This window comes from Sphingomonas sp. DMC6, from assembly GCF_056314225.1.
The window spans coordinates 584,523-605,563 of record NZ_JBQUYT010000003.1; the positions used below are offsets into that span (position 1 = coordinate 584,523).

Below are 21,041 nucleotides of genomic sequence, written 5' to 3' on the forward strand. Positions count from 1 at the left end.
CAGGAGGGTGCCAAGCGCGCGCAACCGTTTGCCATCCTTCGGTTCCGTTCTGACGCACTGCACAAGAAGAGGGGATCATGCGCCGCCTGCCGCCGCTGACTGCGATCGAAGCCTTCGTCCAGGTGGCACGCCTGGGCTCGATCAAGGCTGCGGCAGAAGAGCTTGCCCTGTCCTCGCCCGCACTCAGTCGCCGCGTGCAATCGCTCGAACGATTCATCGGCAAGCCGCTGTTCGAGCGGCGCCACCAGTCGCTGCGCCTCAACGACGATGGCGACCGGCTGCTCGGCATGATTGCACCGGCGCTCGATTCGATGACCGATGCCGTAGAGGCAATGACCAGCGGCACCGAACTGCTCCGCCTGCGCCTGGGCGTATTGCCGCTCTACGCGACCCAACAGCTCCTGCCGCGGCTGCCCGAGCTCAAGCGCCGCCACCCGGAGCTGCATCTCGACGTCGATACCGGCAGCCATGGGGTGGCACGGCTGGGCGACGGGCTGGACGTGGCGATCGTCATCGCGCGCGACATCGATCCCGGCTTCTATTCACGCCGGCTCGACCGCAACCGCGTCCATGTGATCGGTGCGCGCAGTCTGGTGGAAGGGCCGGACCCGATTCGCGACCCGCGGGACCTGGCCAAGCTGACTGCGTTGGTGCATCGCGAAATGCCCGAGACCTTCACCGCCTGGCGCATGGCGGCGGGCTATCCCGACCTGGAGCCCGCAGCGACAGATCTGTTCGATTCGGGCAATCTGATGCTCGAAGCGGCGGCGCAGGGCCTGGGCGTTGCCTTCATGCTCGAATCGCATTTCGAATCGGCACGCGACGACCGGCTGGTGCGGCTGTTCGACCTCACCGTGGAGAGCCATTACAGCTACTGGTTCGTCTGCCGCCCGCGCGCGCTCAATCTGCGGCCGGTGCGGCTGTTCCACGACTGGCTGATCGAAGCGATGGGGGCAGAGCGGCTGTAAGAGGCCGTACGCCCATGCAAGGCGACAACTCCCCTCCCGGTCAGGGAGGGGAAAAGAAAGGTGTTGCCGGAATCAGCCTTCGGTGCGGGCCTTCAGGATCTTGCCGGGATTCGCGGGCGGTTCGCCCTTGGGCAGCGCGTCGACATGTTCCATGCCTTCGATCACTTCGCCCCATACCGTGTACTGGCCGTCCAGGAAGGTGGCATCGTCGAGGCAGATGAAGAACTGCGAATTGGCGCTGTTCGGGTCCATCGTGCGCGCCATCGAGCAGACGCCGCGGACGTGCGGCTCGCGGCTGAATTCCTGCTTCAGATTGGGCTTGTCCGAACCGCTCATGCCGGTGCCGGTCGGGTCACCGCCCTGTGCCATGAAGCCGTCGATCACGCGGTGGAACACCACGCCGTCGTAAAAGCCTTCATCCGCCAGCGTCGCGATCCGCTCGACATGGTTCGGAGCGAGATCGGGGCGCAGACGGATGCGGACGTCGCCGGTGTCGAGCGTCATCACCAGCGTATTGGAATCGGCCATGGGAAACTCCTGAGAAACCTGTCCGTTAGCCCCCTACGCATCCCGCGAGCGACTTGCAAATCCCGCCCGGGAATGGCAGCGGCAAGTGGGGGCCGGCAAGGGAGGTCGAACCATGAGCGAGACCGAACTCAAGGACGAATCCGCCGCGCCGGAGAGCCAGCTCGACGAGGACGACCGGCTGAAGCCCGAATTCGTCGCCGCCGTGCTCGATGCAGTCGAACAGGGCGATGTCGAGACCGCCCATGCGCTGGTCGCGCCGCTCCACCCCGCCGACATCGCCGACCTCGTGGAACTGGCGCCAAGCGAACAGCGCGCCGACCTCGTCACTGCGATTTCCGATCTGATCGACGGCGACGTGCTCGCCGAAATGAACGACTGGGTACGTGAGGCGCTGGTCGACGCGCTCGAACCACACCAGGTCGCCGACATCGCCGCCGAACTCGATACCGACGACGCCGTCGCGATCATCGAGGACATGGATGTCGAGGATCAGCGCGAAGTGCTGCGCGCGCTCGATCCGGACGATCGCGCCGCGATCGAAGAGGCGCTGTCCTATCCCGAGGAATCGGCCGGCCGCCTGATGCAGCGCGAGCTGATCGCGGTGCCCGAACATTGGACGGTGGGCGATGCGCTCGACTATCTTCGCCGCGAAGAGGAACTGACCAGCGATTTCTGGGAAATCTTCGTCGTCGATCCGGCGCACAAGCCGGTCGGCACCTGTGCCCTGTCCTGGATTCTGCGCGCGCCGCGTACCGTTTCGATCGGCGACGTGATGAAGCGCGAGCAGACGCTGATCCCGGTCGACATGGACCAGGAGGAAGTGGCGCTGCGCTTCCAGAAATATGCGCTGATCTCGGCTGCCGTGGTCGATGCCAGCGGCCGGCTGGTCGGCATGATCACGGTGGACGATGTCGTCCACATCATTTCCGAAGAGGCCGGCGAAGACATTCTGCGCCTGTCGGGCGCCGGCGAAGGCGACATCAACGAGCCGGTGCTGCTGACGGTGCGGACGCGGCTGACCTGGCTGTTCGTCAATCTGGGCACGGCGATCCTCGCCGCATCTGTAGTCGGGCTGTTCCAGGGAGAAATCGCCAAATTCGCGCTGCTGGCGGTGCTGATGCCGATCGTGTCGGGCATGGGCGGCAATGCCGGCACGCAGACGCTGGCGGTGGTGGTGCGCGCGATCGCGACCAACCAGCTGACCGAATCGAACACGATCCGGATGATCGTGCGCGAGCTGCGCATCGCAGCCGCCAACGGTGCCGCGCTGGGCGCGGCGATCGGCGCGGGAACGCTGCTGATCTACGGCATTCCGTGGCTGGCGGCGGTGATCGGCATGGCGATGATCATCAACAATCTGATCGCCGGCCTGTCAGGCGTGCTGATCCCGGTGACGCTCGACCGGCTGCGTGTCGACCCGGCCGTCTCCTCCGCAGTTTTCGTGACCATGATGACCGACGTGATGGGCTTTTTCTCGTTCCTCGGCCTCGCCACGCTGGTAGGGCTGGGGGGCTGACTTGATCGGGGGAGCGCGCGCGCCCAAATCGGGGCGGTGCCGCTCCATCTTACCAAGGTCGCCTTTGGCTGCGACAGTGTCGACTTTCTCCGCGCCCGGCTGGAGGCGCGCGCCGCAACCGGCGGGGTAGCGCTCACCACGCGCTATCTGCCCAAACGCCATGACGAGATTGTCGGCGGATCGCTGTTCTGGATACTGAAACACCAGCTTGTCGGCCGCTCGCCGATCCTAGGCTTTGGCGAGGCAGAGGGCGGCCGCACCGCCATCCTGCTCGAACCGCGGCTGGTGCTGGTGCAGGCGCGGCCCAAGCGCGCCCATCAGGGCTGGCGCTATCTGGAAGGCGAGGATGCCCCGGCCGATCTGGGCGACGGCGAGGCGGACATCGCCGAACTGCCGCCGGCGCTGATGCGCGAACTGGCCGGGCTGGGATTATTGTAACGCTCCGCCAATGGTTTCACGTGGAGCATTGCCATTTTCGCGCAGAGACGCAGATTGCGCCGAGGGAAAGAGGCGCGCGAAAGCTCCTCGCCACCACCTCCGAGAAGCGCACGCCGCCGCCGCGCGCGCCAACGCCTCAGCGCACTCTGCGCCTCTGCGCGAAATAAACTCTGTCTGTTTCCTAGCCTGACTCAGAGGCCGCACCCGAAGCGATTTATACGCCGAGCCAGTCGAGCCCGGCGGGCAGATCGGTCGCAGAATAGTCGACCTGCAACACCCGGCGGTGGCGCTCGCCACTGCTTGCAGCTGATGCGTGCAGGATCGGCGTCGCGTACATCCATATGTCTCCAGCAGACGCCAGGCAGGATTGGGTACCGCAACGCGCCACCGCCGCCGTAATCTCAGCCTCGGGTACGCGGCCAAGCCGGTGCGAGCCCGGCGCAATCAGTAGCGGCGCATTGTCGGCAGGCACGTCATCCAGATGGATGCGGAGCGTAACCATGGTTTCGATAATCGCGAAGGGCGGTTCGACATGGAGCAGCCCCTGCTTCGTCGACCATGGCCCATAGCCCGGCACATCGACACGCGCTCGGACCGCAATGGTACGATCTTGATGCCAGCCGAGCGCCCAGTTGGTCGCAGGGCTCTTGTCGAACAGGATCGCGCGCACCGGCTTCGTCCGCGGGCCCAGCCTTTCGGCGGCGGCCTGACCGAGCGCATTTCCCGCAAGCAGCGAGGCCAATCCCGCCGCATCATGGAGACGAAGCCCGGCCCGGTCGGTTGGCAGCGAAGCCGCTATCGCGCACAGTCGCTCAAGAAATGGGGCGGCAGCACCGGGAAGGTGCGCCGCCCCATCGCGTTCGAAGTCGAGCGTCACCGGGTCAGAGCTTGCCGGTGAGCTCCGGCACCACGGTGAACAGGTCGCCGACCAGGCCGATGTCCGCCACCTGAAAGATGGGGGCGTCCTCGTCCTTGTTGATCGCGACGATGGTCTTCGAATCCTTCATGCCGGCAAGGTGCTGAATCGCACCCGAAATGCCGACTGCGACATAGACTTCGGGGGCGACAATCTTGCCGGTCTGGCCGACCTGATAGTCGTTCGGTGCATAGCCTGCGTCGACGGCTGCCCGGCTGGCACCGACTGCGGCACCCAGCTTGTCGGCGAGCGGATCGATCAGCGCATGGAACTGTTCCTGCGAGCCGAGCGCACGACCGCCCGAGACGATCACCTTGGCACTGGTCAGCTCCGGCCGCTCCGACTTGGCGATTTCGGCACCGACGAAGCTCGACAGACCCTTGTCGCCCGCCGCCGAGACGGTTTCGACCGTGCCGCTGCCGCCGGTCGCCGCCGCCTTGTCGAACGCGGTGCCGCGCACGGTGATCACCAGCTTCTTGTCGCTGGTCTGCACCGTAGCAATCGCGTTGCCAGCGTAGATCGGCCGGGTGAAGGTATCCGCACCCTCGACCGAAAGGATGTCCGAAATCTGCATCACGTCGAGCGCGGCGGCGACGCGCGGCGCCACGTTCTTGCCCGTCGTGGTCGCCGGGAACAGCACCGCGTCATGGCTGTTCATCAGCTGGACGACCAAGGGTGCGACATTTTCGGCGAGGAAATGCTCGTACGCAGCATCGTCGGCGACATGGACCTTGCCGACACCGGCGATCTGCGCCGCCGCTTCGGCGACGGCCGAGACGCCCTTGCCGGCAACGAGCAGATGGACTTCACCCAGCTTGGCAGCCGCGGTGACGGTAGAGAGCGTCGCGTCCTTGACGCTCTGATTGTCGTGTTCGACCCAAACCAGCGTCTTCATCACGCGACTCCCATGCCCTTCAGCTTCTCGACCAGCTCGTCGACCGAGCCCACCTTGATGCCCGCCTGGCGCTTGGCCGGCTCGACGACCTTCAGCGTCTTGAGGCGCGGGGTGATATCGACACCGTAGTCGGCGACGGTCTTCTTCGCGACCGGCTTGGTCTTCGCCTTCATGATGTTCGGCAGCGTGGCGTAGCGCGGCTCGTTGAGGCGAAGATCGGTGGTGACGATCGCCGGCAGCTTCAGGTCAACGGTTTCCAGACCGCCGTCGATTTCGCGGGTGACCTTCACGCGCTCTCCGTCGATTTCCACCTTAGAGGCAAAGGTGCCCTGCGCCCAGCCAAGCAGCGCCGCGAGCATCTGGCCGGTCTGGTTCGAATCGTCGTCGATCGCCTGCTTGCCGAGGATGATCAGGCCGGGCTGTTCCTCTTCCGCCACCTTGGCGAGCAGCTTCGCCACGGCCAGCGGCTCAACCTCATCGTCGGTCTGGATCAGAATGCCGCGATCGGCGCCCATGGCGCGCGCAGTGAGCAGCACATCGGTCTCCGCCTTGGCGACGCCGATCGTGACGACAACGATCTCGGTCGCCGCGCCCTTTTCCTTCAGCCGGACCGCTTCCTCGATCGCGATCTCGTCAAAGGGGTTCATGCTCATCTTGACGTTCGCCAGATCGACGCCCGTTCCGTCCGCTTTCACGCGGGGCTTTACGTTATAGTCAAGCACGCGCTTGACCGGCACCAAGACCTTCATCGCATCCTTCCTGTCTGCCGGGGCTCTCCCCCTGACAATTGGGTTACGTTTACGCGAACGTCAACCGCTCGCAAGCGATTCGGCGTACGCAGGGATCAGCGTGCCGAAGGATTCCGGGGGTGGAAATTTTGGATAGCTGTACGAAGCGCCAGTCGTAGCCCAGGGCAAGGCCTCGTCGGTCCATGTCTCGATAAACGGCGAGGCGAGCGGGGGCGTATCCAGCATCGTGGTGCGGATATTCACGAAAGCGTCGAGGCCCTCGGGCCGGGTGAACAGCCAGCTCTTGCAATGATCGCAGTGGAAATGGCGGGTGGCGCCGTGCAGGCCGCCGATCACCGGCTCGCCTGCCGTTACTGCAAAGGCTTCCGCGGGATAGAGACTGCTCAGCGAATAGGCGCTGGCGGTCATCCGCTGGCAGCCGGTGCAGTGGCAGGCCATGGTGACGAGCGGCGCGCCCGTCACCCGGAACCGTACCTTGCCGCAACGGCAGCCGCCTTCGACTGTTGGAGCAGTCGAGGCGGCTACGTCGCTCACGCGACCTTCTTCACCTCCGCCACGATTTTCTGGGCGGCGTCGCCCAGGTCGTTGGCGGGGACAATGGCGAGGCCCGAATTGGCCAGGATGTCCTTGCCCTGCTGCACGTTGGTGCCTTCGAGGCGGACGACCAGCGGCACGGAGAGGTTCACTTCCTTGGCGGCTGCGACGATGCCCTCTGCGATGATGTCGCAGCGCATGATGCCGCCGAAGATGTTGACCAGGATTCCCTTCACCGCCGGATCGCTCAGGATGATCTTGAACGCCGCGGTGACCTTCTCCTTGTTGGCGCCGCCGCCGACGTCGAGGAAGTTGGCCGGGAACATGCCGTTCAGCTTGATGATGTCCATCGTCGCCATCGCCAGACCGGCGCCGTTGACCATGCAGCCGATGTCGCCGTCGAGCTTGATATAGGCGAGGTCGTACTTCGACGCCTCGAGCTCCATCGGATCCTCTTCGGTCTCGTCGCGCAGCTCCATCAGATCCTTGTGACGGAACATCGCGTTCGAATCGAAGCCGACCTTGGCGTCGAGCACCATCAGCTTGTTGTCTTCGGTGACGGCGAGCGGGTTGATCTCGATCTGCGAGGCGTCGGTGCCGAGGAAGGCGTTGTACACCTTGCCGGCCAGGCTCTGCGCCTGCTTGGCGAGATCGCCTTCGAGGCCGAACGCCTTGGCGACGGCGCGGCCGTGGTGCGGCATGAAGCCGGTCGCGGGATCGACATCGAAAGTGTGGATCTTTTCCGGCGTGTCATGCGCGACGGTTTCAATGTCCATGCCGCCTTCGGTCGAGACGACGAAGGCAACGCGACCGGTGGCGCGATCGACCAGCAGCGCCAGGTAGAATTCCTTGGCGATGTCGACGCCGTCGGTGACGTACAGGCGGTTGACCTGCTTGCCGGCCGGGCCGGTCTGGATCGTCACCAGCGTGTTGCCGAGCATCTCGGTCGCGGCGTGACGGACTTCGTCTTCGGTCTTGGCGAGGCGAACACCGCCCTTGGCTTCGGGCGGCAGCTCCTTGAACTTGCCCTTGCCGCGGCCGCCGGCATGGATCTGCGCCTTCACGACATAGAGCGGCCCAGGCAGCTTCTTCGAGGCTTCAACGGCCTCTTCAACGCTCATCGCGGCAAAGCCGGCCGGCACGGGCACGCCGAACTTCGCGAGCAGTTCCTTGGCCTGATATTCGTGGATGTTCATGGGAGCGATCCGCCTTTTCCAAGATCGGGGATAGGGTCGACCGCCGCCTTAAGCACAGCACGCAGCCGGAATCCACCCTTTTACGGGTTAATGCGACTGCGAACTATTCGCGAAAGTCGATCAGCCTGCAAGGCCGGTCGCACAAAGCGCCGCGGCATTGGTGGTGACGGCGATGATCTGCGGATCCTCCAGCGCGCGAACGCGGTGCAGGAATTGTGCGACCGAATCGGACGAAGACGCGCGCGGCAAGTCACCGATCCGCATCAGCTGCTTGAGCGACAGCCGACTCGCCATGCGACCGGCCATGCAGCTCGCCATCGGACGCGAGAGGCCAGCGCGTTGCAGCCCCGCGCGCAACCGCGCTTCGGGCACCGAACAGGCAGAGAGGGTCAACAACAGGGCGGCGGCGCCAAGCGGCAAAGCGATACGAGCCATGGCCGAGCCCTATACCGCCCCCGCGCGCCGGGGCAATCAGGCGCAGCGCCCTGCCTCTTTGGGCAAAGTCAATGGCCAGCGCGGCGCGGATCGCCTAGATAGGCACCATGTCGCCTGTTTTCGGATTGCTGCTTTTCGTTGGTACCGTGCTGGGCATGGAGCTGTTCGCCTATGCCGCGCACCGCTGGGTGATGCACGGCCCGGGCTGGTTCCTGCACGAAAGCCACCACCGCCCGCGCACCGGCGCGTTCGAACTGAACGACCTCTATGCGGCGATTTTTGCGGTGCCGTCCTTCGTGCTGCTGCTGGGCGGGGTGCAGCTCGGCTGGTGGCCGGGCTTTGCCTGGATCGGCGCGGGAATCGCCGCCTATGGCGCGATCTATTTCGGGTTCCACGACGTCATCGTGCACAAAAGGCTGCGGCACCGCTACGTGCCGCGTTCCAGCTATATGAAGCGAATCGTGCAGGCGCACCGGCTCCACCATGCGGTGCATACGCGCAAGGGCACGGTGAGCTTCGGCTTCCTGTATGCGCCCAGGCCGGAAGTGCTGAAAGCGCAGCTAAAGTCGAGCGGCGTATTGGTGCAATCCCCGACGATCCCGGATTGACGAGCGCGCGACTACACCACACATCATCGGGCCTATGGAGCACCTCAACCTGCCCGAGTCCGAGTGGCGCAAGCGCCTGACCCCGGAACAATTTCACGTGCTGCGCGAAGCCGGCACCGAACGGTCCTTTTCGGGCCGCTACAATAACAACAAGGCCGACGGCATCTATCGCTGCGCGGGGTGCCAACTCGAACTGTTCGACAGCGCGGACAAATATGATTCAGGCTCCGGCTGGCCCAGTTTCACCCAACCTGTGGCGCCCGACCATGTCACCGAACATGCCGATGCCAGCCATGGCATGCGCCGCGTCGAAGCGCGCTGCGCCCGCTGCGACGGTCATCTGGGCCATGTGTTCCCCGATGGCCCGCCGCCGACCGGCCTGCGCTACTGCATGAATTCGGTCAGCCTCGATTTTCGTTCACGTGGCGGCAATGCGGCGGACGATAGCGCTATCGTCGGCGGCTCCTGATCCTTGTGAGTTCGCCGGACAGGCTGTATCCGACCTCCCCTATAAATGGCCGAAAAATCCAAATCCGCTCGCGCGCCCTGGTGGCGTCGTGGTTCCTTCTGGAAGAAGTTCTTCCTGTGGGTGTTCGGCACCGGCGCTGCGCTGGGGCTGATCGCCGGCATCGCGCTGGTGATCGCGGTCTATTCGACCCGCTCCACGCTGCCGAGCTTCGATGAGCTGAAATCCTCGCCCAACGGCCAGATGATCCGCGTCCATGCCGCCGACGGCACGGTGCTCGTGTCGCTGGGGCCGAGCTATGGCGAATGGATCAAGTACGACCAGATTCCGCAGGTGATGAAGGACGCGATCATCGCGACCGAGGACCGCCGGTTCGAATCGCACTGGGGCGTCGATCCGGTCGGTATCGTCCGCGGCATCCGCAACAGCATCGACCATCGCGGCCGGGTGAGCGCGGTGTCGACCATCACCCAGCAGCTCGCCCGCAACGTCTTCCTGTCGCTCAAGCGTTCCTATGGCCGCAAGATGCGCGAGGGCATCCTCGCGCTCGCGCTGGAGCGCAAGTTCACCAAGCAGCAGATCCTCGAGCTCTACCTCAACAAGGTCTATTTCGGCGGCGGCGCCTATGGCATCGACGCCGCGAGCCGCAAATTCTTCGGCCATTCCGCCACCAGCCTGAGCCTGGCCGAAGCCGCCGTCATCGCCGGACTCGTCAAGGCACCGTCGCATTATTCGCCGAGCGCAGACGCGCAGGCCGCCGTCGAGCGCGCCAGCGTGGTGCTCGACCTGATGGTCGAAACCGGCAAGATCAGCCGCGCCCAGGCCGCCGCGACAGATCCCAAATCGGTCAAGCTCGCGCCCGAGCCCAAGCAGAACAGCGTCCGCTACTTCACCGACTGGGCGCTCCCGCAGCTCGAAGTGCTGATCGACGAGACCGACGCGCCGCTGGAAGTGTGGACGACGCTCGACCTCAACATGCAGCGCGCCGCCGACGATGCGATCCGCGCCAACGCGCCCGACGGCGCCCAGGGCGCGCTGGTCAGCCTCGACCGCGATGGCGCCGTGCGGGCGATGGTCGGCGGCAAGGACTATGTCTCGTCGATCTACAATCGCGCGACTCAGGCCACCCGCCAGCCGGGTTCGTCGTTCAAGCTGTTCGTCTATCTCGCCGCGCTCGAAGCCGGTCACAAGCCCGACGACATCGTCGTCGACGAGCCGATCACGATCAACGGCTGGAGCCCGCGCAACGACTCGCGCCGCAACAGCGGACCGATCACACTGCGCACGGCCTTTGCCTATTCGGTCAACACGATCGCGGCGAAGCTGGGCCAGGAAGTCGGCTTCACCACCGTGGCCGACATGGCGAAACGCTTCGGCATCACCACCCCGGTCAACACCCAACCGGCGATGGTGCTCGGCACCTCGAACGTGCGCCTGATCGACATGACACGCGCCTTTGCCTCGGTCGCCAATCGCGGCGTCGCCGTGACGCCCTATGGCATCACCCGCGTCACGGCGAACGGCGCGGTGATCTACCAGCACGAAGTCGATACCAGCCATGTGCTGGTCGCGAACTATGTCGCCGCGGAGATGACCGACCTGCTGCAGACGGCCGTCGCCACCGGCACCGGCCGGGCCGCGCAGCTCGGTCGTCCGGTCGCCGGCAAGACCGGCACCACCACCTCGAACAAGGATGGCTGGTTCATCGGCTTCTCGAGCGGGCTGACTACGGGCGTGTGGATGGGCCGCGACGATGCCAAGGTGATCCCGGGCCTGCAGGGCGGCCGCGCCCCGGCGCGTGCCTTCCACGATTTCATGAGCCGCGCCGTCGCCAATCGCCCGGTCGAGCAGTTCGACACGCAGGTAACGCTGCCCGAGAATATGCTGGAACCCGACGAGGACGCCTATGGCTCGCCGGACAATGGCACGTTTGTCGATGCCGATGGCAATCCGATCCCCCAGCCCCAGGGCGCACCGGCGGACGGATCGGGCGATGACGACCGCCAGGCCCCGCCGCCCGCCGACCAGCCCAAGCTCAACCAGGACTGGATCGACCGGATGACCGGCAAGGCGCCACCGCAGCAGAACCCGGCCCGCCCGCCGCGCGACCGCGACGTGCCGCGCCAGCCGCAATCGGGCCAGCCGCCGCAGGACCGCTCCGCCCCGCGCGACGGGGGAATCTGATCCGTTTTGATGCTGCATTGTCGGCGCTGTCGAGCGTAGGCAGCCAAGCGAGCTGCTCCAGCGTCCGGTTGGCGGATCACGATCCTATGTCGTCACCCCAGCGAACGCTGGAGTCTCCAGAAGGCCGGGCGACACCGGAACAGCATTGCTGCGGGAGATGCCAGCTTGCGCTGGCATGAGACGGGGAGGGAGCGCTATCCGCGCAGCTTTGAACGAGTTCCTGCCTTGGTAAGAAGCATCACGGATCAAGACGGACCCTGCGCCCGCCCCACCCAGTGCAGCGCCGCGCCGTTGCGGCGCAGCCAGTGGCGCATCGGTGTGGGGTCGGCGCCGTAGATTTCGGCAACCAGCCGGTGAAAGGCGGGACCGTGATTCATGTGCACCCGGTGCGCGACTTCGTGCGCCACGGTCGCGCGGCGGACCTCAGCCGGCGTCAGGATCAGCCGCCAGCTATAGCGGATGACGCCCGAACTGGCGCAACTGCCCCAGCGGCCGCGCGGATCGCCGATCGCGACCTTGGCAACTTGCACCCCGGCGCGCGCCGCATAGAAAGTGGTCTCTTCGCTCAACACCCGCAGCGCTTCGGCGCGTAGCCAGCGCTCAACGCGGCGTTCGAGCCCTTCGCGCGGACCACCGCAGACCAGCCCGTCTCCCTCCAGCCGCGGCATACGCGGCCCCTCCGCCGGCCAGATTATTTCGATTTCGCTATCGCCGAACGAAATGCGCGCGCCAGGCACGAAGGGGCGCGGGCCGGGAAGGGCCGCCCGCTGCGCCTCGATCCAGCCGCGCTGCTCCGCCACCCATGCCATCGCCTTGGCCAACGAGGCGCGCGGCGGCAGTGTCAGTCGCACCCGACCATCGCGCGGGTCGATCGCAAGCCGCATCCGCCGGGCGCGGGCGTGGCGGACAACCTCCACCTCGGGAATCAAAGCTGGCGGTCCACCATATGATGTTCCAGGTCGCCCGCCTCGTCTTCGGACACCGTCCAGCCGCGGGTGGATTCACCGGCGCGGTGCACCGCCTCGCGATCGCCGCACACCAGATAATGCCATTCGGGCAACTTCTCCCCCGCCGCGCGCAGGCGATAGGCGCAGGTAGAGGGCAGCCAGTCGATGGCGGTCACATTGCGTGCGTTGAGCCGAACGCATTCGCTGACATAGGCATGGCGATGCTTGTAATCGCTGCACCTGCCCATCTTGCGGTCGAGCAGCCGGCAGGCGACGTTGGTGGCGTAGAGTTCGCCGGTCTCGTCATCCTCCAGCTTGTGCAGGCAGCATTTGCCGCAGCCGTCGCACAGCGCCTCCCACTGTGCGCGGTCGAGCCGGTCGAGCGGCACATCTTCCCAGAAGCGGCTGCTCACCGGACCCAGTGGCGCAGCTCGGCGACGATCGCCGGCGGCCCCTTTTCCAGCGGCAGGCTGGTGATCGGCTGCCCGTCCGGCCCCATCAGATAGGCAACCTCGGTATGGCCGACGAGATAGCCCGAGCGTGTAGGCTGTTTGGTGAAGGCCACCGCATATTCCTTCGCGACTTTGGCAATCGCATCCGGGCTGCCGGTGAGCGCGACGAGCCGCGAGTCGAAGTTGCTGGCATAGGTGGCGAGCGCGGCCGGCGTGTCGCGCTGGGGATCGACGGTGATGAAGATCGGCACCAGCCGCTTCGTGACCGCCGGTGCTTCCTTGTCGAGGCGCTGCAGCGACTTGCTCAGTTTCAGCAGGTCGTTCGGGCAGACGTCGGGGCAATAGGTATAGCCGAAATAGACGATGCGATATTTGCCGGCAAAGTCCGTATCGCGCACCGTCTTGCCATGCTGATCGGTAAGGGTGAACGGGCCACCGATCTGCGCGCCCTGCAGCGGCGCTTCGCCCGCAGACGCGCCGCATCCGGCCAGCGGCAGCGCAGCCAGCAGTAACAGTGTGGAAAACATGCTCTTCATGGTATCGCCCGCCATGATCTGATACGACCGCGTATGCAAGCGTCGCGCACTTCCCGCCGCCAGTAAACCAGGGTTCCGATCAACCGATGAAACGCTTCTACGCTCCGCTTACCGCCGCACTTTTCCTGATGCCGCTGCCGGCCCTTGCCCAGGGTCTGGGCCAGCCGCGCGAGAGCATCCAGTTCCTCGACGCGATCCGCAAGCAGGACGGCAACAAGGTCAACGAGTTTCTGCGCGACAAGGCCGTGTCGATGGTCAATGTGAAAGACCCTTACGGCACCGGTGAAGCGGCGCTGCACATCGTCGTGAAGCGCGAGGATGCGACCTATCTGACCGTGCTGATCAACCAGCCGGGCGTGAATGTGAACATCCAGGATCGCGAGGGCAACACCCCGCTGATCTTCGCGGCCGAACACGGCTGGGGCGAGGGCGTGACGGCGCTGCTGGCCAAGAAGGCCAATGTGAACCTCGCCAATAACGGGGGGATCACGCCGCTGATCCGGGCAGTGCAGTCGCATGATGCCGATGTCGTCCGCAAGCTGCTCGATGCCGGCGCCGACCCGGACCGCGCCGATTTCGGCGGCGGCCTGACCGCACGCGAATATGCCGCGCGCGAAACCCGTTTTCCGACGATCGCCAAGATGCTGGCAGAAGCCCCGAAGGTGCAGAACCGCGCAGCGGCGGGGCCGCGGCTCTGATATTCAGAAACCCTGCGCGACTTCCGGATCGAGCAGGGTGAGCAGGCGGCGGCCGGCCCGACGCGCGAAGGCGAGCGTCGATTTGCGCCGCGCCGCCGCCGCCAGCGGCACCGTTGCCGCCTCGCGCGCGACCGCCGCGTCATAGCGGTCGGCGACGATCAGGCCAGCGCGGCCTGGCAGAAAGCTTGGCTGTTCGAACGGCCGCAGATCGAAGCCCTGCGGCACCGCCCAGAAGAACCGGTCGCAATGCGGCAGATAATCGTTCCACTTGCCGTCGCCGAGCAGATCGCCACGCGACACCTTGATCTCGACGATGACGATATTGCCACGCGCGTCGAGCGCCATCAGGTCGGCGCGGCGACCGCCTTCCAGCGGCACTTCGGCGAGCGCGACGCAATCGTGACGCAGCAGCATGCGGCACACGCCGCGGACGACATCCGCCGTTACCAGCGCGGATTCGGCGCAGGCAGAGGCGGGGGACGAGGCACTATCCATCGCCCGAACCTAGAACAAGAAGGGAACAAAGAAAAGCCGGCGAATCGGAAGACGATTCGCCGGCGCTGTCTTGATTCAAACCGACAAGGTCAGCGGTAGAAGACGTGGTTCCCTACCGTCGCCACGCGGGCGCGGCTCCAGTTCGCCCTGGAATAGCGGGCATGGAAATAGAGCGCGTCGCCGGCCGGGCTTTCCCACAATTCCTTGCGGGCGACCATCGCGACGGCGACCGAGCGGCGCCACAGCGCATTGGCCGGCGGCGTGGGAAGCTGGCCGTGGCGCACGAATGCGAACTGGCCCGGCTGCTTGATGACCGAGCAGATCGAGCGCGGGAAGCGGCCCGACGTGGTGCGGTTGAGGATGACATCGGCCACTGCGAGCTGACCGGCCAGCGGCTCGCTCTTGGCTTCGTAATAGATGCCGGTGGCGAGGCAGTGCAGTTCCTGATCGGACTGCGCATCGGCCTCCACTTGCTGCGCTGCGACTGCGTCGGAGAGGGAGGCGAATTCCGGTTCGGCATCGGCCGAAGTGGCTGCGGCGTCCTGCTGCTCGACCGCTGCCTTGGGCGCGGGAACCTGCTGGGGGGCTGCATTGTTATTCTGCTGGGCCGGCACTTCCTGACCGGCAACGGCACCGTTCTGGCCATGCGCCGGAACCGGGCCGAGATTGAGCGTGGCAGCGTTCGCAAGGGCGCCAGCGCAAAACGTTACCGCCGCAAAAGTGGCGGCACGCGGAAGAAACTTCATTGCAAATCAATGTTGTGCGGTTGGCGCGCGGGCGGCCTGTTTCGCTGCTGCGACTGGGCCACCGGGCATCCCCCCGACTGCGTAACCGCCCGACTTCACACCCCGAACGGCACAACGCGAATTTCGATGTACGGGGTCTTGCCGCCGGTCGGCGCCAAGTCAACCGATGCCCATTGTTTCAGCGGCGAACCGTTCCGCCGATGCGACGTCCAGTTCCAGCACCCAAAGGTCTGAATCGCGCTGGCGCCGCCGCTGCCAATAGGCAGTCGCGGCGCCCTCGTCGGCAAGGTCGGCGGGACCGGCGGCCAGCAAGGCAGTAGCACCGTCGGGGCCGATTCCGCGTTCCAGAAAGCGTGGATTCGCGCCCTTTTCGAGCAGAAGCAACAGGATGGCGCCCGATGTTGCATCGCCCCTGGCCAGCACCATTGCCGATCCGCCGGCGGCATCCGCCCGCCGCACCAGCGCGCTAACCAGCATCGTGCTGGTCAGCCGCGGTGTCATGCCGCGCGATACCCGGGCAGGGTGGCGAGCGGAATACGCGAGCGCATGAAGGTGCCGGTGCCGCGCGCCGCCTCTTCGCCATCGGCGTCGATCAGCCGCGCCTCGGCAACGAACACGCGCCGCTGGCCGCTGATCCAACGCCCCTCAGCAATCACCGGGCCTTCAGGTAGCGGCCTGGTCAGCAGCAGGTTGAACGCCGTGGTGAGCAGGAAGCGGTCGGTCACCAGGCTGTTCACCGCATAGAATGCGGCGTCGTCCAGCATCTTGAAATAGCTGGTGCCATGCGCAGCGCCGGCGGCGTGAAAGAAGCGCCCGTCGATGCGGAAGCGGATCCGCGCCACACCCGCTTCGGGAATCTCCAGCACCGAATCGAAAAGCTGGTTGATAGGCGCGGCGGCATAGAGCGATTCGAGCGCGCGGTAATGCGCCTCGGCCCCGGTCGGTGCCGCAGCGCCGCTCTCAGGCTGCGTCACGCGCTTCTACACCGGCGAGCAGGGCGAACAGCGCGTCGGTGGAGCCGGCGCCACGAAGCTTTTCGGTAAAGGCGCGGTCGCGCAAGCGCCGCGACACGCTGGCCAGCGCCTTCAGATGCTCGGCGCCCGCCCCGACCGGCGAGAGCAGCACGAACACCAGGTCGACCGGCAGTTCGTCGATCGCCGCGAAATCGACCGGCTGGGCGAGTCGCGCGAACAGGCCGCAAACGCGCGACAGGCCCTCCAGCCGCGCGTGCGGAATCGCCGTGCCGCCGCCAAAGCCGGTCGAACCCAGCTTCTCGCGCGCGGCCAGCCCCTCGGCCACGGCCCGCGGATCGAGCCCATAGGTCTCGCCCGCGACCGCGCCGAGCTGCTGGAACAGCGCCTTCTTGCTGGTTGCCACGACGCCGGCAAGCACAGCCTCCGGCGCGAGCAATTCGTTCAATTCGGTCATGGACAATCCAAAGATGCGCGCCGTTCCGGCGTGGCGGCTTTAGGCCGGAGCACGGTTGGGCTCAACCCACCCGATCGTCCCGTCACCGCGGCGATAGACCATGTTATAGGCGCCCGTACCCGTGTTGCGGAACAGCAATGCGTTGGTATTGCGCAAATCGAGCATCATTACCGCATCCGAAACGGTCGCCTCGGGTACGTCGACACGTGTCTCGGCAATTACCAGCGGTGCGTCAGCGACTTCCTCTTCCTCGTTCGGTTCCTGGAACAGCGTGTAGCCAGCATTGTCGAAGCCATTGTCATAAGCGCCGGTTTCGGCGAAGGCATTGACTACGCCAGGCTGTCGATCCTTCAGACGTCGCACATAGCGTCGGAGCTGCTTGTCGATCCGGTCGGCGGCGCCATCGAAGGCGCCGTGGGCCTCCATGCCGTTGTTCGCCGCCTTGAGCACCAGGCCGTTGGTGACATGCATCACGATGTCGCAGGTGAAGCCGTTGTCGTGCGGCCCCTTGCCGAAGGTGACGTGCGACGAGATCGCGCGGGAGAAATACTTGCCGGTGATACCCTGGAGCCGATCGCTGACCTGCGTCTGCAGCGCTTCGCCGGTCTCGACCTGATGTCCCGAAATCCGGATATCCATGACAAACCTCCACTTACTTATGTGAACTTCGACCTAGGTACGCTCCGGCACCGCTTCAACCGATGCCGCACCCCACAAGGGATCCTCCAACGTCTTCACAAAGGTTGCGTGCCGTTCGAGTTCCTCGGCACTTGCGGCGAAGTGCCGCGCGGGGCGGACGTGCACACGGGTGGGTGCCTCCGCCACGGTTTCGGGCACGACCGGCGTATCGACCGCCAGACCCAGCGTGATCTGCCGCCCGCCGGTCAGCTCGACATAGACCTGCGCCAGCAGCTGCGCGTCGAGCAACGCGCCGTGCAACTGGCGGGCGCTGAGGTCGATGCCATAGCGGTTGCAGAGCGCGTCGAGCGTGTGCTTTGCGCCCGGATGTTTCACGCGTGCGATCACCAGCGTGTCAACCATCCGGCCCATATCGACGATCGGCCGGCCGCACCGGCCCAGCTCCCCGTTCAGAAAGCCGAAGTCGAAGCCGGCATTGTGCGCGACCATCGGCGAGTCCTCGATAAAGTCGAGCAGTTCCTCGACCACGTCGGCGAAGACCGGCTTGTCCGACAGGAACCGCTCCGACAGGCCATGGACGTTGAACGCCTCGACCGGCATCGACCGTTCGGGATTGATATAGGCGTGGAAATGCCGCCCGGTCGGTACCCGGTTGAGCAGTTCGATACAGCCGATCTCAACCAGCCGGTCGCCCCCTGAAAAGCTGAGCCCGGTCGTTTCGGTATCAAACACGATTTCCCGCATGGCCTGCTTATCCTCCCGCGCGCGGGGCGAGGCAAGCGATCAGAGTACGTACGGACTCTTCCGTATCATGCAGGTCTCCTCCGGTCGGAATCACGAAGTCGGAGCGTGCGCGCTTTTCGGCATCGGGCAACTGCCGGGCGAGAATCGCCTCGAACCGTTCGGGCGTCATGCCCGGTCGCGCCAGTACGCGGGCGCGCTGCACCTCGGGCGGCGCGGAAACGACCGCGATCTTGTCGACATGGCGCCAGCCACCGGCCTCGAACAGTAGCGGCACATCGAGCACGACCAGCGGTGCATCGCGATTCGCCGCCAGGAACGCTTCACGTGCTTCCGCCACCGCCGGATGCAGAATCGCCTCCAGCCGCGCAAAGGCGGTGGGATCGGCCATCACCGCCTCGCGCAACAACGTGCGATTCACGCCCAGTTCGGTCGTGGTGTCGGGAAATTCCGCCTCGATGGCCGCGACCGCCGCCCCGTTCGGCCCCTGTAACTGGTGCACGGCCGCGTCGGCATCGAACACCGGCACGCCCTCCGCCGCAAACATCGCCGCGATCGTCGACTTGCCCATCCCGATCGAGCCGGTCAGGCCGAGGACGATCGGGCGCGACGTCATGCCGTCAGCAACGCCCGGAGTTCGTCATCGCGGTCACGCGGCGGCTCTGCCCCGAAGAACAGCTCGAACGCCAGCGCCGCCTGACCAACCAGCATCTCCAGCCCGTCGACGGTATCGAGCTCGCGTGCCCGCGCCTGCGCAAGCAGTGGCGTCTCCAGCGGCGCGTAGACGATGTCGTAGACGACGGCATGTTCGGGAAGCGGCGCCAGGTCGATGTCGAGCGCCGGCTGCCCAGCCATGCCGAGCGGGCTGGCATTGACCAGCAGGTCGGCTGCCGGCAGCGGCGCCCCGACCGGCAGCGCATCGCCCTTCAGCCCGAAGGCAGAGAGCAGCGCCGCCGCCTTCAGCACATTGCGGTTGAGGATCGTCACCCGACCGATACCGACCTTGGACAGTGCGAACAATACCGCCCGCGCGCCGCCGCCGGCGCCCACGACCACGGCATGCCGTCCAGCCAGCTCCAGCCCGGCGATCGGCGTGTAGAATCCGCCTGCGTCGGTATTGGTCCCGATCAGCGCGCCGTCTTCGCCGCGAATCACGGTGTTCATCGCGCCGATCGTGCCCCGCACCCCGCCGGGGTCGCCGACCAGATCCATCACCGCCAGCTTGTGCGGAATCGTGACGTTGCAGCCGCGCCAGTCGGCATCATCGCGGGCGCGTTCGAAATAGCCGGGCAGATCGTCCGCCAGCACATGCGCACGGCGATAATCGCCCTCGATTCCCAGCGCATCGAGCCAGAATTTGTGGATGAGCGGGGATTTGGAGTGGGCGATCGGATCGCCGATCACGTCGGCATAGCGCGTCATGACGTCAGAACCCCGCGGGTGCGCAGATAGTCGAGGATCGGCAGCAGCGGCATCCCCAGAATCGTGAAATGGCTGCCATCGGTACGGTGGAACAATTGCACCCCTGGTCCTTCGATGCGGAAACAGCCGACGCAGCCAGCAATCGCCGGCCATTCGCGCTCGAGATAGGAGTCGATGAACGCCTCTGACAGCGGCCGCACGTGCAGCCGCGCACGGTCGACATGGCGCCAGACCGGCCGCCCGCCCTCGGCAATCACCGCCGCGCTGTAAATATCGTGGGTCGCGCCCGACATGCGGCGCAGATGCTCGGCAGCCTGGTCACGACTGACCGACTTGTCGAGGAGACTGCCATCGGCGAGCGCCACCAGTGAGTCTCCGCCCAGCACCAGCGCCTGCGGCACCAGCCGCGATACCTTGAGCGCTTTCAGTTCAGCCAGCGCATCGGCCAGGTCGCGGGGCGTAGTGCCGGCTGCGAGCAGCGAGTCCTTTGCGCTTGCCTCGTCCACCTGCGCGGCCAGTGCCTCGTGCGGCACCCCGGCGGCATCGAGCATCGCCCGGCGCGAGGCGCTTTGCGATGCGAGCACCAATGTCGTCATGCCTCGCGCTCCTTCAATGCCCGGTCGTTGCACAGCTGGATAATGGCCGCCGCAGTTTCCTCGATCGAGCGCCGGGTGACATCGATCACCGGCCAGCCATTGTCAGCGAACATGCGCCGGGCATAGGCGATCTCGCGCTGCACCGCTTCCTGATCGACATAGCTTGTCTCGGTTGTCTGGTTGAGCGACAGCAACCGGTTGCGGCGAATCTGCACGAGCCGGTCGGCGCTCGTTGTAAGGCCAACGATCAGCGGCCGCTTGAGCTGGAACAGCCGGGGCGGGGGCGGCGATTCCACCACGATCGGAATGTTGGACACCTTGTAACCGCGATTGGCGAGATAGATCGAGGTCGGCGTCTTCGATGAACGCGACACGCCGGCCAGGACAATGTCGCTTTCCTCCCAATCCTCCCACAGCACCCCGTCGTCATGGGCGATGGTGAACTGGATCGCGTCGACGCGCGCGAAATAGGCAGCGTCGAGCATGTGCTGACGGCCGGGCCGGGCCTTCGCCTCCTGGCCGAGCAGGTTCGATAGCGCATGGCTGACCGGATCGAGCGGGGCAATCGCCGGCAGGCCCAGCGCGCGGCACCGCGTTTCCAGCGTGCGGCGAATTTCGCTGTTGACCAGGGTGAAGATCACCAGCCCCGGATTTTGCGCGATTTCCTGCAGGATGCGGTCGAGATGGGCTTCGCTGCGCACCATCGGCCAGAAATGGCGGAACGTCTCGACATCGTCGAACTGCGCGAGCGCGGCCTTGGCGATATTCTCCAGCGTTTCGCCGGTAGAGTCCGACAGGAGGTGCAGGTGCAGCCGCATCAGGCCGGGGATGCTTCTGTGGATAACATGATGGACAGCCGCTAGCGCAACCATGCGGCGGGGCCAAGCGCAAGCAACTCGGGATTTCTA

At 65.7% G+C, this 21,041-nt stretch carries 28 protein-coding genes; 7 read left to right on the forward strand and 21 right to left on the reverse strand.

Annotated features, from left to right (window positions below):
- The first annotated feature begins 77 nt into the window (after positions 1-77).
- Positions 78-968 (forward strand): LysR substrate-binding domain-containing protein, encoded by an 891-nt coding sequence (locus tag ACT53M_RS10140; protein WP_476233101.1) that lies wholly within the window; start codon positions 78-80, stop codon positions 966-968.
- A 72-nt stretch (positions 969-1,040) separates the two neighbouring features.
- On the opposite strand, the gene ACT53M_RS10145 is transcribed toward ACT53M_RS10140, so the two are convergent.
- Positions 1,041-1,496, reverse strand: a complete 456-nt coding sequence (locus ACT53M_RS10145) for a peptidylprolyl isomerase (RefSeq protein WP_476233102.1) — start codon at positions 1,494-1,496, stop codon at positions 1,041-1,043.
- A gap of 112 nt (positions 1,497-1,608) precedes the next feature.
- Between ACT53M_RS10145 and mgtE the strand changes: the two genes are divergently transcribed.
- Both mgtE and ACT53M_RS10155 read left to right on the forward strand, forming a co-directional pair.
- Entirely contained in the window at positions 1,609-3,012 is a 1,404-nt protein-coding gene (gene mgtE, locus ACT53M_RS10150; RefSeq protein ID WP_476233103.1) for a magnesium transporter, read from the forward strand.
- A gap of 36 nt (positions 3,013-3,048) precedes the next feature.
- Positions 3,049-3,450 (forward strand): DUF1489 family protein, encoded by a 402-nt coding sequence (locus tag ACT53M_RS10155; protein WP_476233104.1) that lies wholly within the window; start codon positions 3,049-3,051, stop codon positions 3,448-3,450.
- Positions 3,451-3,664: 214 nt separating this feature from the next.
- Here the strand turns inward: ACT53M_RS10155 and ACT53M_RS10160 are convergent, their stop codons facing one another.
- The 6 genes from ACT53M_RS10160 to ACT53M_RS10185 all read right to left on the reverse strand — a co-directional run bounded on the left by ACT53M_RS10160 (position 3,665) and on the right by ACT53M_RS10185 (position 8,175).
- Entirely contained in the window at positions 3,665-4,327 is a 663-nt protein-coding gene (locus ACT53M_RS10160; RefSeq protein WP_476233105.1) for a phytanoyl-CoA dioxygenase family protein, read from the reverse strand.
- Between the two features lie 4 nt (positions 4,328-4,331).
- The gene (locus ACT53M_RS10165) at positions 4,332-5,261 is read right to left on the reverse strand and encodes an electron transfer flavoprotein subunit alpha/FixB family protein (RefSeq protein WP_476233106.1); all 930 of its coding nucleotides are present in this window, start codon (positions 5,259-5,261) and stop codon (positions 4,332-4,334) included.
- Entirely contained in the window at positions 5,261-6,010 is a 750-nt protein-coding gene (locus ACT53M_RS10170) for an electron transfer flavoprotein subunit beta/FixA family protein (RefSeq protein WP_476233107.1), read from the reverse strand. The genes ACT53M_RS10165 and ACT53M_RS10170 overlap by 1 nt, the downstream gene beginning before the upstream one ends.
- A 60-nt stretch (positions 6,011-6,070) precedes the next feature.
- The gene (locus tag ACT53M_RS10175; protein ID WP_476233108.1) at positions 6,071-6,544 is read right to left on the reverse strand and encodes a GFA family protein; all 474 of its coding nucleotides are present in this window, start codon (positions 6,542-6,544) and stop codon (positions 6,071-6,073) included.
- Positions 6,541-7,740, reverse strand: coding sequence for an ADP-forming succinate--CoA ligase subunit beta (gene sucC, locus ACT53M_RS10180; protein ID WP_476233109.1), 1,200 nt, complete (start codon positions 7,738-7,740; stop codon positions 6,541-6,543). Before sucC ends, ACT53M_RS10175 begins: the two co-directional genes overlap by 4 nt.
- Positions 7,741-7,860: 120 nt before the next feature.
- Positions 7,861-8,175: a hypothetical protein gene (locus ACT53M_RS10185; RefSeq protein WP_476233112.1), complete on the reverse strand. Its 315-nt coding sequence runs from the start codon at positions 8,173-8,175 to the stop codon at positions 7,861-7,863.
- A 107-nt stretch (positions 8,176-8,282) separates the two neighbouring features.
- Here ACT53M_RS10185 and ACT53M_RS10190 point away from each other — a divergent pair, with 107 nt between their 5' ends.
- The 3 genes from ACT53M_RS10190 to ACT53M_RS10200 are packed head-to-tail and all read left to right on the forward strand — an operon-like array spanning position 8,283 to position 11,433.
- A complete protein-coding gene (locus ACT53M_RS10190) occupies positions 8,283-8,783 on the forward strand; it encodes a sterol desaturase family protein (protein ID WP_476229327.1) in 501 nt (166 codons plus the stop codon).
- Positions 8,784-8,817: 34 nt separating this feature from the next.
- The gene (gene msrB / locus ACT53M_RS10195) at positions 8,818-9,252 is read left to right on the forward strand and encodes a peptide-methionine (R)-S-oxide reductase MsrB (protein ID WP_476233113.1); all 435 of its coding nucleotides are present in this window, start codon (positions 8,818-8,820) and stop codon (positions 9,250-9,252) included.
- Positions 9,253-9,297: 45 nt separating this feature from the next.
- A complete protein-coding gene (locus ACT53M_RS10200) occupies positions 9,298-11,433 on the forward strand; it encodes a PBP1A family penicillin-binding protein (protein WP_476233114.1) in 2,136 nt (711 codons plus the stop codon).
- Between the two features lie 245 nt (positions 11,434-11,678).
- Here ACT53M_RS10200 and ACT53M_RS10205 read toward each other — a convergent pair whose 3' ends face one another.
- The 3 genes from ACT53M_RS10205 to ACT53M_RS10215 are packed head-to-tail and all read right to left on the reverse strand — an operon-like array spanning position 11,679 to position 13,383.
- Positions 11,679-12,362, reverse strand: a complete 684-nt coding sequence (locus ACT53M_RS10205) for a M48 family metallopeptidase (RefSeq protein WP_476233116.1) — start codon at positions 12,360-12,362, stop codon at positions 11,679-11,681.
- On the reverse strand, positions 12,359-12,793 hold the full coding sequence (locus tag ACT53M_RS10210) for a YcgN family cysteine cluster protein (RefSeq protein WP_476233118.1): 435 nt from the start codon (positions 12,791-12,793) through the stop codon (positions 12,359-12,361). The genes ACT53M_RS10205 and ACT53M_RS10210 overlap by 4 nt, the downstream gene beginning before the upstream one ends.
- Positions 12,790-13,383 carry an SCO family protein gene (locus ACT53M_RS10215; RefSeq protein ID WP_476233119.1) on the reverse strand — a complete coding sequence of 198 codons (594 nt, stop codon included), beginning with the start codon at positions 13,381-13,383 and terminating at the stop codon, positions 12,790-12,792. The genes ACT53M_RS10210 and ACT53M_RS10215 overlap by 4 nt, the downstream gene beginning before the upstream one ends.
- A gap of 71 nt (positions 13,384-13,454) precedes the next feature.
- Between ACT53M_RS10215 and ACT53M_RS10220 the strand changes: the two genes are divergently transcribed.
- A complete protein-coding gene (locus ACT53M_RS10220) occupies positions 13,455-14,066 on the forward strand; it encodes an ankyrin repeat domain-containing protein (RefSeq protein WP_476233120.1) in 612 nt (203 codons plus the stop codon).
- Positions 14,067-14,069: 3 nt separating this feature from the next.
- Here ACT53M_RS10220 and ACT53M_RS10225 read toward each other — a convergent pair whose 3' ends face one another.
- From ACT53M_RS10225 to ACT53M_RS10275, 11 genes are all read right to left on the reverse strand, one after another.
- Positions 14,070-14,561, reverse strand: a complete 492-nt coding sequence (locus tag ACT53M_RS10225) for an MmcB family DNA repair protein (RefSeq protein ID WP_476233122.1) — start codon at positions 14,559-14,561, stop codon at positions 14,070-14,072.
- 89 nt (positions 14,562-14,650) lie between these two features.
- Positions 14,651-15,307, reverse strand: coding sequence for a cell wall hydrolase (locus ACT53M_RS10230; RefSeq protein WP_476233123.1), 657 nt, complete (start codon positions 15,305-15,307; stop codon positions 14,651-14,653).
- Positions 15,308-15,466: 159 nt separating this feature from the next.
- Entirely contained in the window at positions 15,467-15,808 is a 342-nt protein-coding gene (locus tag ACT53M_RS10235; protein WP_476233126.1) for a DUF1491 family protein, read from the reverse strand.
- Positions 15,805-16,281: a PaaI family thioesterase gene (locus ACT53M_RS10240; RefSeq protein WP_476233128.1), complete on the reverse strand. Its 477-nt coding sequence runs from the start codon at positions 16,279-16,281 to the stop codon at positions 15,805-15,807. The genes ACT53M_RS10235 and ACT53M_RS10240 overlap by 4 nt, the downstream gene beginning before the upstream one ends.
- Entirely contained in the window at positions 16,268-16,735 is a 468-nt protein-coding gene (locus tag ACT53M_RS10245; RefSeq protein WP_476233130.1) for a PTS sugar transporter subunit IIA, read from the reverse strand. The genes ACT53M_RS10240 and ACT53M_RS10245 overlap by 14 nt, the downstream gene beginning before the upstream one ends.
- Positions 16,736-16,774: 39 nt before the next feature.
- Complete coding sequence (gene hpf, locus ACT53M_RS10250) at positions 16,775-17,374, reverse strand: ribosome hibernation-promoting factor, HPF/YfiA family (protein WP_476233131.1); 600 nt, start codon at positions 17,372-17,374, stop codon at positions 16,775-16,777.
- Positions 17,375-17,407: 33 nt separating this feature from the next.
- Positions 17,408-18,118, reverse strand: coding sequence for a DNA polymerase III subunit epsilon (gene dnaQ / locus ACT53M_RS10255; protein ID WP_476233133.1), 711 nt, complete (start codon positions 18,116-18,118; stop codon positions 17,408-17,410).
- A 7-nt stretch (positions 18,119-18,125) separates the two neighbouring features.
- Positions 18,126-18,731 carry a dephospho-CoA kinase gene (coaE, locus tag ACT53M_RS10260; protein ID WP_476233135.1) on the reverse strand — a complete coding sequence of 202 codons (606 nt, stop codon included), beginning with the start codon at positions 18,729-18,731 and terminating at the stop codon, positions 18,126-18,128.
- On the reverse strand, positions 18,728-19,537 hold the full coding sequence (gene aroE / locus ACT53M_RS10265; protein ID WP_476233137.1) for a shikimate dehydrogenase: 810 nt from the start codon (positions 19,535-19,537) through the stop codon (positions 18,728-18,730). Before aroE ends, coaE begins: the two co-directional genes overlap by 4 nt.
- On the reverse strand, positions 19,534-20,088 hold the full coding sequence (locus tag ACT53M_RS10270) for a Maf family protein (RefSeq protein WP_476233248.1): 555 nt from the start codon (positions 20,086-20,088) through the stop codon (positions 19,534-19,536). Before ACT53M_RS10270 ends, aroE begins: the two co-directional genes overlap by 4 nt.
- A 41-nt stretch (positions 20,089-20,129) precedes the next feature.
- Positions 20,130-20,951 carry a pyruvate, water dikinase regulatory protein gene (locus ACT53M_RS10275; RefSeq protein WP_476229310.1) on the reverse strand — a complete coding sequence of 274 codons (822 nt, stop codon included), beginning with the start codon at positions 20,949-20,951 and terminating at the stop codon, positions 20,130-20,132.
- Positions 20,952-21,041 lie beyond the last annotated feature (90 nt).